Source organism: Nocardiopsis sp. iso_186 (assembly GCF_056173365.1).
In genome coordinates this window covers 376,405-390,567 of the sequence record NZ_CM149670.1, presented here as the reverse complement: position 1 = coordinate 390,567, position 14,163 = coordinate 376,405, and the positions used below count along the sequence as shown (strand labels likewise).

General features: G+C 70.7%; 9 protein-coding genes. 1 reads left to right on the top strand and 8 read right to left on the bottom strand.

Going from position 1 to position 14,163, the window contains the following annotated elements; all coding sequences use genetic code 11:
• Positions 1-57 precede the first annotated feature (57 nt).
• The 4 genes from AC0VYP_RS01745 to topA all read right to left on the bottom strand — a co-directional run bounded on the left by AC0VYP_RS01745 (position 58) and on the right by topA (position 8,190).
• Positions 58-1,593 carry an alpha/beta hydrolase gene (locus AC0VYP_RS01745; protein WP_475472180.1) on the bottom strand — a complete coding sequence of 512 codons (1,536 nt, stop codon included), beginning with the start codon at positions 1,591-1,593 and terminating at the stop codon, positions 58-60.
• 113 nt (positions 1,594-1,706) lie between these two features.
• A complete protein-coding gene (locus AC0VYP_RS01740) occupies positions 1,707-2,879 on the bottom strand; it encodes a DNA polymerase III subunit delta' (RefSeq protein WP_475472179.1) in 1,173 nt (390 codons plus the stop codon).
• A gap of 135 nt (positions 2,880-3,014) precedes the next feature.
• Positions 3,015-5,078, bottom strand: a complete 2,064-nt coding sequence (tmk, locus tag AC0VYP_RS01735; protein WP_475472178.1) for a dTMP kinase — start codon at positions 5,076-5,078, stop codon at positions 3,015-3,017.
• Between the two features lie 361 nt (positions 5,079-5,439).
• On the bottom strand, positions 5,440-8,190 hold the full coding sequence (gene topA / locus AC0VYP_RS01730) for a type I DNA topoisomerase (protein ID WP_475472177.1): 2,751 nt from the start codon (positions 8,188-8,190) through the stop codon (positions 5,440-5,442).
• 234 nt (positions 8,191-8,424) lie between these two features.
• Between topA and AC0VYP_RS01725 the strand changes: the two genes are divergently transcribed.
• On the top strand, positions 8,425-8,610 hold the full coding sequence (locus tag AC0VYP_RS01725; RefSeq protein ID WP_285762038.1) for a DUF5703 family protein: 186 nt from the start codon (positions 8,425-8,427) through the stop codon (positions 8,608-8,610).
• A 320-nt stretch (positions 8,611-8,930) separates the two neighbouring features.
• Here AC0VYP_RS01725 and AC0VYP_RS01720 read toward each other — a convergent pair whose 3' ends face one another.
• From AC0VYP_RS01720 to AC0VYP_RS01705, 4 genes are all read right to left on the bottom strand, one after another.
• Entirely contained in the window at positions 8,931-10,337 is a 1,407-nt protein-coding gene (locus tag AC0VYP_RS01720) for a chaplin family protein (RefSeq protein ID WP_475472176.1), read from the bottom strand.
• Positions 10,338-10,644: 307 nt separating this feature from the next.
• Positions 10,645-11,331 carry a chaplin family protein gene (locus tag AC0VYP_RS01715; protein ID WP_475472175.1) on the bottom strand — a complete coding sequence of 229 codons (687 nt, stop codon included), beginning with the start codon at positions 11,329-11,331 and terminating at the stop codon, positions 10,645-10,647.
• 189 nt (positions 11,332-11,520) lie between these two features.
• The gene (locus AC0VYP_RS01710) at positions 11,521-12,465 is read right to left on the bottom strand and encodes a hypothetical protein (protein ID WP_475472174.1); all 945 of its coding nucleotides are present in this window, start codon (positions 12,463-12,465) and stop codon (positions 11,521-11,523) included.
• A 371-nt stretch (positions 12,466-12,836) separates the two neighbouring features.
• Positions 12,837-14,159, bottom strand: a complete 1,323-nt coding sequence (locus AC0VYP_RS01705; RefSeq protein ID WP_475472173.1) for a M20/M25/M40 family metallo-hydrolase — start codon at positions 14,157-14,159, stop codon at positions 12,837-12,839.
• Between the last annotated feature and the right edge of the window lie 4 nt (positions 14,160-14,163).

The window sequence follows — 14,163 nt, the reverse complement described above, 5'->3', positions numbered from 1 at the left end:
CGCTCCCTCCCGAAACCGGCCGGGGCGGGGCCACTCCCCCGCCCCGCCCCGGCCGGGTCACAGGTCGCAGACCGCACCCTCGGAGGGCGGGACGGCCTCCAGGAAGTAGGTGTCCACCGCCTCGTCAACGCAGCGGTCGCCGACCCGGTAGGCGGTGTGGCCGTCGCCGTCCCAGGTCAGCAGCACGCCCGACTCCAGGTCACCGGCCAGGTTCTGCGCCCAGCGGTAGGGCGTGGCCGAGTCGCGCAGGGTCCCCACGACCAGGATGGGCGGCGCCCCGTCCCCGTCGAGCACGAGCGGCGGGGCGATCGCGTCCTCGGGCCAGTAGGCGCACGGCAGCGCGCTCCACGCCAGGGCCGGCCCGAACACCGGGGAGTCCTCCCCGGCCTTGACCGCGGCGCGCTGGTAGACCCCGATGTCGCGCGGGCTGACGCGGTCGGCGCAGTTCACCGCGACCAGGACCGCGGTGGAGTTCTCGAAGGCCTTCTCGTCCCCCCGGCTGTAGAGCATGTCGCCGAGTTTGAGCAGCGCGGTCCCGTCGCCGGCGAAGGCGTCGGTCAGGCCCGAGCGGACCTTCGGCCAGTACGACTCGCTGTAGAGCGCCGCCAGGACACCGGACTCCAGGCGGGGCCGGTTCACCTCGCGTCCGTCGCCCAGGCTGCTGCTCAACGGCTCGCGGGCGGCCTTCTCGAAGAGCCCGAGGAGGCGGTTGACCGCCTCCTCGGGGGTGGTGTCCGGGCCGTCGGCCAGGGGGCAGTCCGACTGGGTCAGGCAGTCCTCGACGAAGGCGGTGAGCGCGGTGTTGAAGCCGTCGGCCTGCTGGACGCTGCCCTCCAGCTGGTCCATGTCGGGGTCCACCGCTCCGTCCAGGACGAGGGTGCGCACCCGGTTCGGGAACAGTTCGGCGTAGTAGGCGCCGATCGTGGTGCCGTAGGACTTGCCGAGGTAGCTGAGGCCGTCGTCGCCCAGCAGGGCGCGCAGCACGTCCATGTCGCGGGCGACGTTGGCGGTCCCCACGTGCGGCAGGAGGTCGCCCGAGCGCTCCTGGCAGGACTCGACGAACCCGCGCGAGGCTTCCGCGAGTTCGTCCAGGCCCGCGTCGGTCACCTCGGCGAGGTCGCCGTCGCCGTCGCGGCTCGCCACCTGCAGGCCGAGGTAGTCGTCGAGTTCGCCCGCGTCCAGGCAGTACAGGGGACTGCTCTGGCCGACTCCGCGCGGATCGAAGCCGACGACGTCGAAGCGGTCGCGCAGCTGCTGGCTGAGCACGCTGGTGGCCGCGCTGACGTAGCCGATGCCCGAGCCTCCGGGGCCGCCCGGGTTGATCACCAGCGACCCGATCCGGTCCGCGCCGTCGGAGGGCAGCCGCTTGACGGCGATCTCCAGGCGCGCGCCATCGGGGTCGGTGTAGTCACGCGGCACCTCGAACGTCCCGCACTCGAAACCCGATCCGCAGTCCGACCAGGAGATCTCCTGGTCGTAGAAGGCCGCGAGCGGCTCCTGTGCCGGACCGCCCCCCTCCGGACCGCCCGACGCGCACGCTGCCGCGAACAGCACGGCCGCCAGCGCACCGGCGATCCCAACCGTCGTCTTCACGGGACTCCCACTCTCAAAGGTCGGTCCGGATCGGCCCGGTCACCGGCGCACCGCGGCGGTTTCCCGTTCCATGTCATGCGCGGCGCCCGAGGGCACCGGGGCGGATGCCCCGGTCATCCCAGGTACAGCGCGGCGGTCATCGCCTCCATGGCGATCTGGGGGTGCACGTTGGCGCCGATGCGGCGGCGGCACTCCATGATCGCGTCGATGCGGCGCAGGGTGGATTCCGGCGTGGAGCCGTTCGCGATGCGGCGCAGGTCGGACTCGCGGTCGCCCGTGGGCAACTGCACGCGCGCACCCATCTGGACGGCGAGGGTGTCGCGGTAGAAGGCGACGAGGTCCATGAGGGCGAGGTCGTAGGTGTCGCGCTTGATCCGGGTGGCCCGGCGCTTCTGCTGCTCGTCGAGGTCCTTGAGCGCCCCGGCGGCACCGCGCACGGCCTTGGCGACGCCCTTGCCGGTGGAGCCCTCCCCGAAGGCGGCCTTCATGTCGGCCGTCTCCTTCTCGTTGAGGGCACCCGTGGTCTCCTTGGCCTGGGCCTCCGCGAGTTCGTAGAGGCGGGCGGCGGCGGTGACGCACGCGCCCATCCCGTCCAGGCGGGCCGGGATGGCCAGCACCTCCTCGCGCCTCTTGCGGGCGGCGGGGTCCGTGGCCAGCCCGCGAGCGCGTTCGTAGTGCCCGGCGGCGGCACGGGCCGCTTCGGCCGCGAGGTCGGGGGCGACCGATTCGCGGCTGATCAGCGCGTCCACCACGGCCTGTGTGGTGGGGGTCCGCAGGGTCACCAGGCGGCAGCGGGAGCGGATGGTGACGAGCAGGTCCTCGGCGGTGGGCGTGCACAGCAGCCACACGGTCCGCGGGGAGGGCTCCTCCACCGCCTTGAGCAGCGCGTTGGAGGCGGCCTCCGTGGCACGGTCGGCGTCCTCGAACAGCACGATCCGGAACCGGCCGCCGGTGGGCCTGGACGCCGAACGCAGGACGAGGTCGCGGGTCTTGTCCACGCCGAAGCTGAGGCCGCTGGGCCGTACGTACAGGATGTCGGCGTGGGTACCGGTGAGCACCTGGTGGCAGGAGTCGCAGTGCCCGCACCCTCCGTCGGGGCATTGCAGCGCGGCGGCGAAGGCCCGGGCGGCCTCCGAACGCCCCGAACCGGGCGGGCCGGTGAACAGCCAGGCGTGCGTCATCCCCGCGCCGTCGCCACCGGCGAGCAGCGTGTCGGCCGCTCGCGTGGCCGAGGCCAACTGCTCGATTACCGTGTCCTGGCCCACCAGGTCGTCGAAGACGCTCATCGTCGCCAAGCATAGGAGTCCCGGAGGACATCGGGTGCGCGCTCCACGCGATCGTCACGACGTGATCGTGCCCTTTACCCGAAGACGCCCGCCCCGTGGCCTGGCCACGGGGCGGGCGGGAGCGGGCGCGCCGGATCAGTCGCGGATGATGGGGATCATTCCGGTGATCTCCTCCGCGTCCCCGGGCACCGGGTCGGGCAGGAGGGGGCGGACCCGGCGCCGGATGGCCCGGGTGATGGTCGCCTGGGCGTCCTGGGCGTCCAGCACCAGGTAACGCTCGGGCTCGCGCTCGGCCAGCGCCGAGAACCCCTTGCGGACGCGCTCGTGGAACTCGTCGGGCTCGGCCTCCAACCGGTCGGCCGGGCGGCCGTGGCGCTGCATCCCCTGCCCCACCGGCAGGTCGAGCAGGATGGTGAGGTCGGGGACCAGTTCACCGGTGGCCCAGCCGTTGAGCGCCTTGATCTCGTCGCCGACCAGTTCCCGGCCCGCTCCCTGGTAGGCCAGGGTGGAGTCCACGTACCGGTCGCTGATCACGATGGCACCGCGCTCCAGTGCGGGACGGATCACGGAGTTGACGTGCTCGGCGCGGTCCGCGGCGTAGAGCAGCGCCTCGGCCCGCGGCGACATTCCGGTGTTCTCCTTGTCCAGCAGCAGCGCGCGCAGTCGCATGCCGACCTTGGTGGCGCCCGGCTCGCGGGTGGTCAACACGTCGAACCCCTCCTCGCGCAGCCAGATGGCGAGCTGGCGGGTCTGGGTGGACTTGCCGGCGCCCTCCCCGCCCTCCAGGACCAGGAAGAGTCCGCGGTGCGTGGTCAGGGCGGGGTCGGGGCGGGCGGGGGCGCCGCGCAACGCCGCGGTGACCTCGGCCAGCAGGGACACGTCGCGTTCGTCGTCAACCTGGCGCTGGGCGACGAAGGCCACGACCAGCAGCACCACGGCGGCGATGAGCAGGACGCCGTCGGCTCCGCGGAAGTCGTAGGCGAGTGTGCCCACGGCGAGAGTGTGCGAACCGATGAGCGCGGCGAGCAGCGGGGCGACGACCGCCGCGGCCAGGAGCTTGACCCCGGCGGCGGCATACAGGAAGGCGAACGTGCGGCTGCGGATGTCCTCTTCGAGCTCGTCGCCCAGCAGGGTCAGCCCGATCCGCCAGGCCGCACCCGCGCCGAGGCCCGCGACGGCGACGAGGACCGCGGTCAGGACCAGGTCGGGGACCAAACCGGCCACCAGCAGGGCGATGCCGGACGTTCCCAGGGCGAGTCCGAACAGCCGGCGGCGGCTGATCCGCCGCACCAGCCTGTGCCCGGTGGCCAGGCCGACGAGCGCGCCGGCGAACAGTGCGCCGAAGACCACCGCGAAGCCGGCGTTGCCCGCACCGAGGCCCGCGACGAGGACACGCGCCACGCCGACGACCATTCCGGCGGCGGCGAACGCGCCGAGCATCCCCAGCAGCAGGCCGCGCGCGAGCGGCGTGGTTCCCGAGAAGCGCACGCCGTCCCAGAGGACGCGCGGCAGGGAACGCTGGCCGTCCTCCTCGTCGTGGTCGGTGCGCTCGGGAACGGGGACGCCCCAGACGACGGAGGCCGCGACGAGGAAGGTGACGCCGCCCGCGTAGAGCGCGAGGTCGGCTGCCGTCGCGCCCAGGACGGGGAGAAGTCCGCCCAGGGTCAGGCTGAGCGCGGACAGTACCGCGAACAGCAGTGCCGCGACCGGCGCGGAGCCGTAGGCCGCGAGCAGACCGGCCCGGTCGGCCTGACGACGCTTGTCCTGGGGGACCAGGTCGGCGGCGGCGGAGTCCTTGGCCGGTCCCCAGAAGAGCGCGACGCACTCGGCGAGGAAGTTGGCGATGAGCAGCCAGTCGAGGCGGCCGACGAGCGGGATCGAGAGGTAGAGCAGACCCCGGACGACGGTGGCGACGGCCATGGTGAGGCGCCGGTCGAGGCGATCGGTGAGGGCGTCCGCGACCGGGCTGAGCAGGACGGCGGGCAGCAGTTTGAGGGCGATCACGCCGCTGATCGCGAAGTATTGGGCGGTCGGGCCGCTGTCCTGGGTGAGGATGGCGGCGAGCGACACGAGGGCGAGCAGGCTGAGCCAGTCGCCGAGGCTGGACAGCGCCAGCGAGGTCCACAGTCGCCGGAAGGGCCTGCTCGACAGCACGCTCTGCGACTCGGTGGGTGTCTGGAGTGGTCCGGGTCTGCTCATGGCGATCAGCGTAGCGACGGTTGGGGAGTCCGCACTATTTCCGGACGGCCGGTTATCCCATACCTGGCAAGAACATTGGCGCTTTCCTGCAGGTTCGTCCCCCACATTTCAAACGCGATCCGTGTCATATCCCGTGTGCGCGGACCGGGCCGGTCGCCACCGCGCTCCGGGGAGGTGATGACCGGTGCCTGCCGGTTCGTTGGAGCGACCATGGCACGGGCCCGACCGCCGGCGCCGGACCGGGGCCGTTGTCGGGGTACGGGTCGTCAACGCGCGGGGGACCGCGTCCGCGCATCGACCGAAAAGCGGTCGGGTCCGGTCCGCGACCACCGCGGACCGGACCCGACCGGGACGAGCCCTGTTACGTCTTCTTCGTCGTCTTCTTGGCCGGAGCCTTCTTGGCGGCGGGCTTCTTCGCGGCGGGTTTCTTGGCCGGGGCCTTCTTCACCGGCGCTTTCGCGCGGCGCTCGGCCAGCAGTTCCGCGGCGCGCTCGACGGTGATCGACTCGACCTCGTCGCCCTTGCGCAGCGAGGCGTTGCTCTGGCCGTCGGTGACGTAGGGGCCGAAGCGGCCCTCCTTGATCACCATCGGGCTGCCGGTCTCGGGGTCCTCGCCGAGTTCGCGCAGGGGCGGCGCGGCGGCGCGGCGGCCGCGCTGCTTGGGCTTGGCGAAGATCTCCTTGGCCTCGTCGAGGGTGACCGTGAACATCTGCTCCTCGGTCTCCAGCGAGCGGCTGTCGGTGCCCTTCTTGAGGTACGGGCCGAACCTGCCGTTCTGGGCGGTGACCTCGTCGCCGTCGATCTCACCGACGACCCTCGGCAGCGACAGCAGCTTGAGCGCGTCCTCCAGGGTGACGGTGTCCAGCGACATCGACTTCAGCAGCGACCCGGTGCGCGGCTTGACCGCGGCGGCCTTCTTGGTACGGGTCTTGGGCTTGGCGTCGGTCGCGGCCGGCGCCTCGGGCTCCTCCAGGATCTCGGTCACGTAGGGACCGAAGCGCCCGTTCTTGGCGACGACCGCCCGCCCGGTGGCGGGGTCGGTGCCCAGTTCGCGGTCGCCGCTGGGCTGCGCGAAGAGTTCCTCGGCCTTGTCCTTGGTGAGCTCGTCGGGCGCGAGGTCCTCGGGCACGTTGACCCGCTGGCCCTCGCGGTCGAGGTAGGGGCCGTAACGCCCGACCCGCACCATGATGTCGGTGCCGGGCAGCGGGAAGGAACTGATCTCCTTGGGGTCGATCTCGCCGAGCTGGTCGCCGACCAGTTCCTTGAGCCCGGCCTCGCCGTCGCCCCCGTAGTAGAAGCGGCGCAACCACGGGACCCGCTCGGCGTCGCCGCGGGCGATGTCGTCGAGCCGGTCCTCCATGTGCGCGGTGAAGTCGTAGTCGACGAGGTTGCCGAAGTGGCGCTCCAGCAGCTGCACCACGGCGAAGGCGAGGAAGGAGGGCACCAGGGCGGAGCCCTTCTTGAACACGTAGCCGCGGTCCAGGATGGTGCCGATGATGGAGGCGTAGGTGGAAGGGCGACCGATCTCGCGCTCTTCGAGCTCCTTGACCAGTGACGCCTCGGTGTAGCGGGCCGGCGGCCGGGTGCTGTGCCCTTCGGCCTCCAGGCTCTCGGCCTTGAGCGCGTCGCCCTCGTCGACGGGGGGCAGCCGGCGCTCGCGGTCGTCGAGCTCGGCCTGGGGGTCGTCGGAGCCCTCCACGTAGGCCTTGAGGAAGCCGTGGAAGGTGATGATCTTGCCGGTGGCGTTGAACTCCGCACGCTCGCCGGTGCTGGAGACGCCGGCGACCCGGACGGTCACCGACTCGCCGACCGCGTCCTTCATCTGGGAGGCGACGGTGCGCTTCCAGATGAGCTCGTAGAGACGGAACTCCGCGCCGCGCAACCCGGTCTCGGCGGGCGTGCGGAAGGAGTCACCGGCCGGGCGGATGGCCTCGTGCGCCTCCTGGGCGTTCTTGACCTTGCTGGCGTACACCCGCGGCTTGTCGGGCACGTAGGAGCTGCCGTAGAGACGGGCGGCCTGGTCGCGTGCGGCGGCCACGGCGCTGGCGGACAGCGTGGTGCTGTCCGTTCGCATGTAGGTGATGTAGCCGTTCTCGTACAGCTTCTGGGCGACCTGCATGGTCTGCTTGGCCGACAGCCCGAGCTTGCGCGAGGCCTCCTGCTGGAGGGTGGTCGTGCGGAACGGGGCGTATGGGGAGCGACGGTAGGGCTTGCGCTCGACCGATTGCACCGCGAAGTCCGCGCCGTCCAGGCGGGCTGCCAGGGCGCGCGCGGCCTCTTCGTCCAGGTGCAGTAGGCCCTCGGGGGCGCGCAGCACCCCGTCGGAGGTGAAGTCGCGCCCCTGCGCGACGCGGGCGCCGTCCACGGCGACCAGAGCGGCGGGGAAGGAGGAGGGCGTGTCCGGGGACGAGCCGATCAGGGCGTCGAAGACCGCCTTGAGTCCCCAGTACTCCGCGGCGGTGAACGCCATGCGCTCGCGCTCGCGCTCGACCACCAGCCGCGTGGCCACCGACTGCACCCGGCCCGCCGACAGCTTCGGCATGACCTTCTTCCACAGCACCGGCGAGACCTCGTAGCCGTAGAGCCGGTCGAGGATGCGGCGGGTTTCCTGGGCGTCCACCAGGCGCAGGTTGAGTTCGCGGGTGTTGCTCGCGGCGTGCTGGATGGCGTCCTTGGTGATCTCGTTGAACACCATGCGCTTGACCGGGATCTTGGGCTTGAGCTCCTCGCGCAGGTGCCAGGCGATCGCCTCGCCCTCGCGGTCCTCGTCTGTTGCGAGGTAGAGCTCGTCGGCCTGGGCCATGAGGTCCTTGAGCTTTTTGACGTGCGACTTCTTGTCGGTGTTGACGACGTAGAGCGGCTCGAAGTCGTGGTTGACGTTCACGCCCAGGCGTGCCCAGGACTCCTCTTTGTAGCGCGCCGGGATCTCGGCGGCCTTGGTGGGCAGGTCGCGGATGTGACCGATACTGGACTCCACGACGTAGCCCCGGCCGAGGTAGCCGGCGATCGTCTTGGCTTTGGCCGGCGACTCGACAATGACGAGTCGGTTGCCCCCGGCGCCTGCGGTGTCGTTCGAGCCGTTGCTACCGGCGCTGCCCTTCTTGGCTGGCACGCTCTTCCCCTACGTCTAAGCCTTGCGTCGTCTGCGCGCTCGTCCTGCGATGCGCGAGCTGTCGGTGCATCCGCAACTGACGGTAACCGACGGCGCGGGTCTCGCGTCGCGCGAGTCTCGTCGGTGTGCCGGATCGGGGACCTGAGCGGCGACCCCGACAAAAGTCATGTGTTGATCATCCCCGTTGCTGAACGCTATGGCACAACACCCATCAGCAGTCGCAGAATAAGCGCAATGCTTGAGTACGAGTACCAGGAGCTTCGTTTCCCGCGCGGCACTTCCCGTAGCACCGCGCGCCAAGCGCTCACCGACCACGCCGAGTACGGCAGGTGGGAACTGGCGCGGGTTCGGGTGTATCTGGACGGCAGCCGACGCGTGACCCTACGACGCAAGATCATCCGCCAGATGAGGACACTGTGATTTCGCTCACATAACCCTGTGGTGAGGTTGTTCTCGCCCGACCGACACGAACGAGTCCTCCCGGAGGATCCCGGGAGGACTCGTCATTATTCGATGTGATGCCGGTGGCCGATTACGCCGCCGGTGCCGGTCCACCGCGAAAGGAAGACACCAGCGGGCGTTCGGCCCCGCTCGCCGACCGTCTCGTTCCAGAACGCCGGTCCACCGCGAAAGGAAGACGCCTGGGCAGAGTCGGGGGGCGAGCCCGCGCATCGGGCCCCGAGGACGTGGGCCGGGAACGGGTCCGGCCCGACGCCGTCGGGATCGCTTGATGGGACCGGCTAGACGCCGGCGACCTTGATGCCGTCGATCAGGCCCAGCTTGGGCAGACCGGACAGCTGCTCGGCCTGACGGGTGATCATGTCGCCGGCGGCCATGCCCTTCTTGTACAGGGAGGTCTCCTCGGGCGCCAGGACCGGGGCGGCCTGGTGGCTGCGGCCGGTCTCGATCACCGCGGAGCCGGTGTCCTCGGAGGCCGCGCCGGCCACGCCCAGGATGGCGGAGATGGCGTTGCCCGAAACGTTCACGGGAACGTCGCCGTCCACCACGAGCTGGTTGCCGCCCGCGATGGAACCGTTGCCCGAGGTCTCGATCTCGTCGCGGCTACGGTCGAACACGACCGCGCCGGTGTCCTCCGCGGAGGCACCCGCCACGCCGCCCACGGCGCTGATGGCGTTGCCCGCCACGTTCACGGGAACGTCCAGGTTGACCACGGCCTGGTTGCCGCCCAGGATCGAGCCGTTACCCGAGGTCTCGATCTCGTCACCACCACCACGCTGGTGCTGCACGGGGCCGGCGGCGAGGTTGCTGGCGCCCAGCTCTGCGGGACGGACGTCCTTGACGGTGTTGATCAGACCGGTGACGGTGGCGGTGTTGACCGGGGCCAGCTGCGAGGTGCGGTAGCCGTGGTCGTGGTCGTGGCTCTTGCCCCAGCCGCTGGTGTGCACGACCGCGGAGCCGGTGTCCTCGGAGGCCGCGCCGGCCACGCCCAGGATGGCGGAGATGGCGTTGCCCGAAACGTTCACGGGAACGTCGCCGTCCACCACGAGCTGGTTGCCGCCCGCGATGGAACCGTTGCCCGAGGTCTCGATCTCGTCGCGGCTACGGTCGAACACGACCGCGCCGGTGTCCTCCGCGGAGGCACCCGCCACGCCGCCCACGGCGCTGATGGCGTTGCCCGCCACGTTCACGGGAACGTCCAGGTTGACCACGGCCTGGTTGCCGCCCAGGATCGAGCCGTTACCCGAGGTCTCGATCTCGTCACCACCACCACGCTGGTGCACGACGGCCGAGCCGGTGTCCTCGGAGGAGGCGCCCGCGGTGCTGAGCACGGCCGCGATGGCGTTGCCCGAGGCGTTCACGGGAACGTCCAGGTCGGCGACGATCTGGTTGCCGCTGAGCACGGAACCGTTGCCGGAGGTCTCGACCTCGCCGCGTCCGCGGTCCAGGACGACCGCGCCGGTGTCCTCCGCGGAGGCACCCGCCACGCCGCCCACGGCGCTGATGGCGTTGCCCGCCACGTTCACGGGAACGTCGGCGTTGGCGACGATCTGGTTGCCGCTGAGCACGGAACCGTTGCCGGAGGTCTCGATCTCGCCGGTGTCGGCCATGGCGACACCGGTGCCCAGTGCGACGAAACCGGCGGTCAGCAGTGCTGCCTTCGCGGAGGTGCGAACCCACTTACGCATGTGGGGTGTTCCTTTCGTATGAAACGACAAGATGAGATGGAATCGTGTGGGCCGTGGCGGTTCGCTCCTGGCGGGAGCGGCCGTTTCGGGCCGGGGACCACCCTCGGTGCGCACCTGGTTGGTACGGACCTCTCGGGTGAGAGGGGGGCGCGCAGCGCCTCCACGCGGGATGCGCACGGTCGTGCACGCCCGGTCAGCTCCGCCCTGGAGGGGCAGTGACTGACGTGAACCCCGCGACGTCGAACGGTCGCGGCGCGGGACTCACGTCAGCCTCCGGCTGGATGCCGGAAGCCGAGGCCGGCCTGGACTACTTGGAGGTTCCGCGGCGGCGGCGACCCAGGAAGAGGGCGCCGGCACCGGCGACGATGGCGCTGCCCGCCATCCCCAGCAGGGCCACCAGCTGGACTCCGGTCACAGGGAGCCGGGTCGCTGTGCCGGGATTCTCGGGGGTTCCGGGTTCCGAGGACTGGGGAACGGTCGGCTCATCAGGGTTCTCCGGGTTCTCGGAAGGGGGCTCTCCTCCGCCGCCGGGGGGCTCTTCGCCGCCACCGCCGGGAGGCTCGTATCCGGGGGGCTCCTCGCCACCGCCGCCGGGCGGCTCCTCCGTGGGGGGCTCCTCGCCACCGGGAGGCTCTTCGGTGGGGGGCTCCTCGTATCCGGGAGGCTCCTCGGTGGGAGGCTCCTCGGTGGGAGGCTCTCCGGGCTCGCACTCGCCGTAGCCGGAGTCCTCGCATTCAGCGGGCGGCTCGGGCTTCTCGGGAGGGTTGACGACCGCGGCTCCGCTTCCCGAGCAGGAGGCCCCCGAGATCCCCAGGATCGCGATCGCGTTCCCGCAGATGTTGATCGGTGCGTCCAGGTCGGCGACGATCTGGTTGCCGCCCCCGATCGATCCGTTTCCGCTGGTGGTGACGTCTGCGTGAGCGAGGGGGGCTACTGCGAAGAAGCCGGTGGCGACAAGAGCCGCAAAAGCCGTTTTTCGCTTCTTTCCGTGCATGATCATTTCCTTCGGTGTGGTGGAAAGCGTGGTTGAGCGGACCGACGGGCCCGGGCAGCGATCAGCAGCGCTACCGGGCAGGCCGGACGGAGATGGGTTCGAGCGAGAGCCTGCCGGTGTCCAGGCGTCCGGAGCGGACGCGCTCACCAAGGCTCAGGCGCGGGCATCCCGGCGGCCTGAGGGAGTGGACTAGTCAGGCGAGAAAGAAGGGTCGTCCGTGGCGTCACGAACGACCAGGGTGGGGTCCCCGGGCAGAACGGCGAATCCAACGATGAGTCGCTGGGAGTCGGCGCGGTGCACCAGGAAACCCGCCGCCGCAGGGCTGGGAGCCCCGGACGAGGAGACGGCTCCGGTGGAGGAGTCGGCTCCAGGCCGCCACGGATTGTCACCGGGCTTGGCGGAGTCGGCGGAGGAGTCGGACTTCTCCGCGGAGAGAGTGCTGCCGACCAGCGCACGGCTGGCGGCAACGGCGTGATTGTCGATGGCGGTGATACCGCCGTGGGCGGACGCGACGCGAGACGCCGCGGGTGCCCGGGAATCGCGCGCGGCCAGGTCGTCCTGGTCGGCGCGGTCGGACTTCTCGCTTTCGGGAGCAACCGGAGCGGACTGCTCGGGTTTGGCCTGAAGCGCGGGAAGGCCGGTCAGGTCGAGATCGGGGAGCGAACGGTGCACGGGAACGTCGTTGACGACCTTCTGCAGTCCGTCCTTGATCTCCTCCGCGGGGCGGGCAAGGCCGGCGGAGATGCTTTCGGCGAGTGCGCCTTCACCCGAGATCAGCGAGGAATCGGCATAGGAGCCGACCTTCTCGCCGGCCTTCAGGGTTCCGGACACGATGCCGCCCGCGCCGTCGGCCGTGTTCTCGACCGTGTGGCGCGCGGTCTCTCCGGCGCTCGATGCCGTTTCCGACAGCGAGGAACCGGAGAGGGGACGCGTGGACTCGTCCAACCGGCGGGCGACCCCATCGGTGGAAAGGGACTTCTCCGCGACCCGTTGGACGTTTCCGGTGACGGCCGACAACTCGACCGGCGACTGCGCCGGGATGTCGTCGGCCAGGGCCGCACCCGCCCCGCCCAGCAGCCACCCCGCGGCGGCGATGCCACCGACGGTCAGGACACGGGCGAGCAGGGGGTTCACGGAGTGACGAACCGTGCGAGCGGGGAGATCCCGCCGCTTCCGGTCCGTGAACACCATGGGTGACCCCTCGTGTGCGACAACATGGTCTCGGTGCGGCTAACCGCACTTTCTAGCAACGGAGAGCTACTGCTTCCGAACTGAAAGTAACGCTAGCACCACAGCGAAGTCCTGGGACAACCAAAATCGCAAATCCGCGGAGAAACTTTTCCGCCCGGCGCACACCCGTTGACGAAGCCGCTTCAATCACCCTGACAATTCGGAACCAACGCCCCGAACAGCCCGGTTGTGCACAGCCGAACGGCAACTGCCCCGCGCAGGGGACGGGGGAAGGACGGCCGGTGCACCTGCTCTCCCCCGCCCCGGCGCACCGGTCAGCTCAGGTCGAGGAACCGGTCCAGGACCCGCACACCGAACTGGAGCGAGTTGACGGGAACGCGTTCGTCCACGCCGTGGAACATCCCGGAGAAGTTGAGCTCCGGGGGGAGCCGCAACGGCGCGAAACCGAAGTTGCGGATACCCAACTGCGCGAACGCCTTGGCGTCGGTACCGCCCGACAGGCAGTAGGGGATCGCCTTGGCACCGGGGTCCTCGGCGAGCAGCGCGTCGGACATGGCCCTCACGATGCCCCCGCTGAACTCGGTCTCCACCGCTGGCAGGTGCTGGATGAACTCGCGGGTGACCTTGGGGCCCAGGAGCCGGTCGATCTCGGCGAAGTACTCCTCCTCCAGGCCCGGCAGGAAACGCCCGTCCACCTGGGCGGTGGCACTTCCCGGGATGACGTTGGCCTTGTACCCGCCGGCCAGGACCGTGGGATTGACCGAGTTGCGCAGGGTCGCGCCGATCATGCTGGCGATCGGACCGAGCCGTGCGACGGTGGCGTTGACGTCGTCCTCGTCGAACTCGATGCCGAACGCCTCGCACACCTCCTCCAGGAACAGGCGGACGGTCTTGGTGAGCCGGAGCGGGAACTCGTGCTGCCCCAGACGGGCGACGGCGGCGGCGAGTTCGGTGACGGCGTTGTCGTTGTTGACCATCGACCCGTGGCCCGCGGTGCCCTGCGCGGTGAGCTTCATCCACGCCAGGCCCTTCTCCGCCGTCTCGATGAGGTACATCCGCCGGTTGTCGCCGACGGTGAAGCTGAAGCCCCCGACCTCGCTGATGGCCTCCGTGCAGTCGGCGAACAGTTCGGGGTGCTCGCGCACCAGCCAGTGCGCGCCCCAGGAGCCGCCGGCCTCCTCGTCCGCGAGGAAGGCGAGCACGACGTCGCGCGGGGGCTTGCGGCCCTCCCGCAGGCGCTGGCGGACGACGGCCAGCGCCATCGCGTCCATGTCCTTCATGTCCACGGCTCCGCGGCCCCAGACGCAGCCGTCCGCGATCTCCCCCGCGAAGGGGTGGTGGGTCCAGTCCTCGGCGTTGGCCGGCACCACGTCCAGGTGCCCCTGGATCAGCAGCGGGGGACGGCTGGAATCGGTGCCCTCGATCCGCGCGACCAGGCTGGAGCGGCCCGGGTGCGACTCGTAGATCGTGGACTCGACGCCGACCTCGTCGAGCTTGCCGGCCACGTACTCCGCCGCCACCCGCTCCCCCGGACCGGAGTGGTCGCCGTAGTTGGAGGTGTCGATGGCGATGAGCTCCCGGCAGAGGTCGGCGACCTCTGCCTCCGCCGCACCGAGCCCGCCCTGCTGCTGTGTCATGACG

What these genes read in the sequence shown, in the direction of transcription:
- AC0VYP_RS01740 (WP_475472179.1), bottom strand. Translation starts at nt 2,879, where the DNA reads ATGAGCGTCTTCGACGACCTGGTGGGCCAGGACACGGTAATCGAGCAG.
- tmk (WP_475472178.1), bottom strand. Translation starts at nt 5,078, where the DNA reads ATGAGCAGACCCGGACCACTCCAGACACCCACCGAGTCGCAGAGCGTG.
- AC0VYP_RS01725 (WP_285762038.1), top strand. Translation starts at nt 8,425, where the DNA reads ATGCTTGAGTACGAGTACCAGGAGCTTCGTTTCCCGCGCGGCACTTCC.
- AC0VYP_RS01720 (WP_475472176.1), bottom strand. Translation starts at nt 10,337, where the DNA reads ATGCGTAAGTGGGTTCGCACCTCCGCGAAGGCAGCACTGCTGACCGCC.
- AC0VYP_RS01715 (WP_475472175.1), bottom strand. Translation starts at nt 11,331, where the DNA reads ATGCACGGAAAGAAGCGAAAAACGGCTTTTGCGGCTCTTGTCGCCACC.
- AC0VYP_RS01705 (WP_475472173.1), bottom strand. Translation starts at nt 14,159, where the DNA reads ATGACACAGCAGCAGGGCGGGCTCGGTGCGGCGGAGGCAGAGGTCGCC.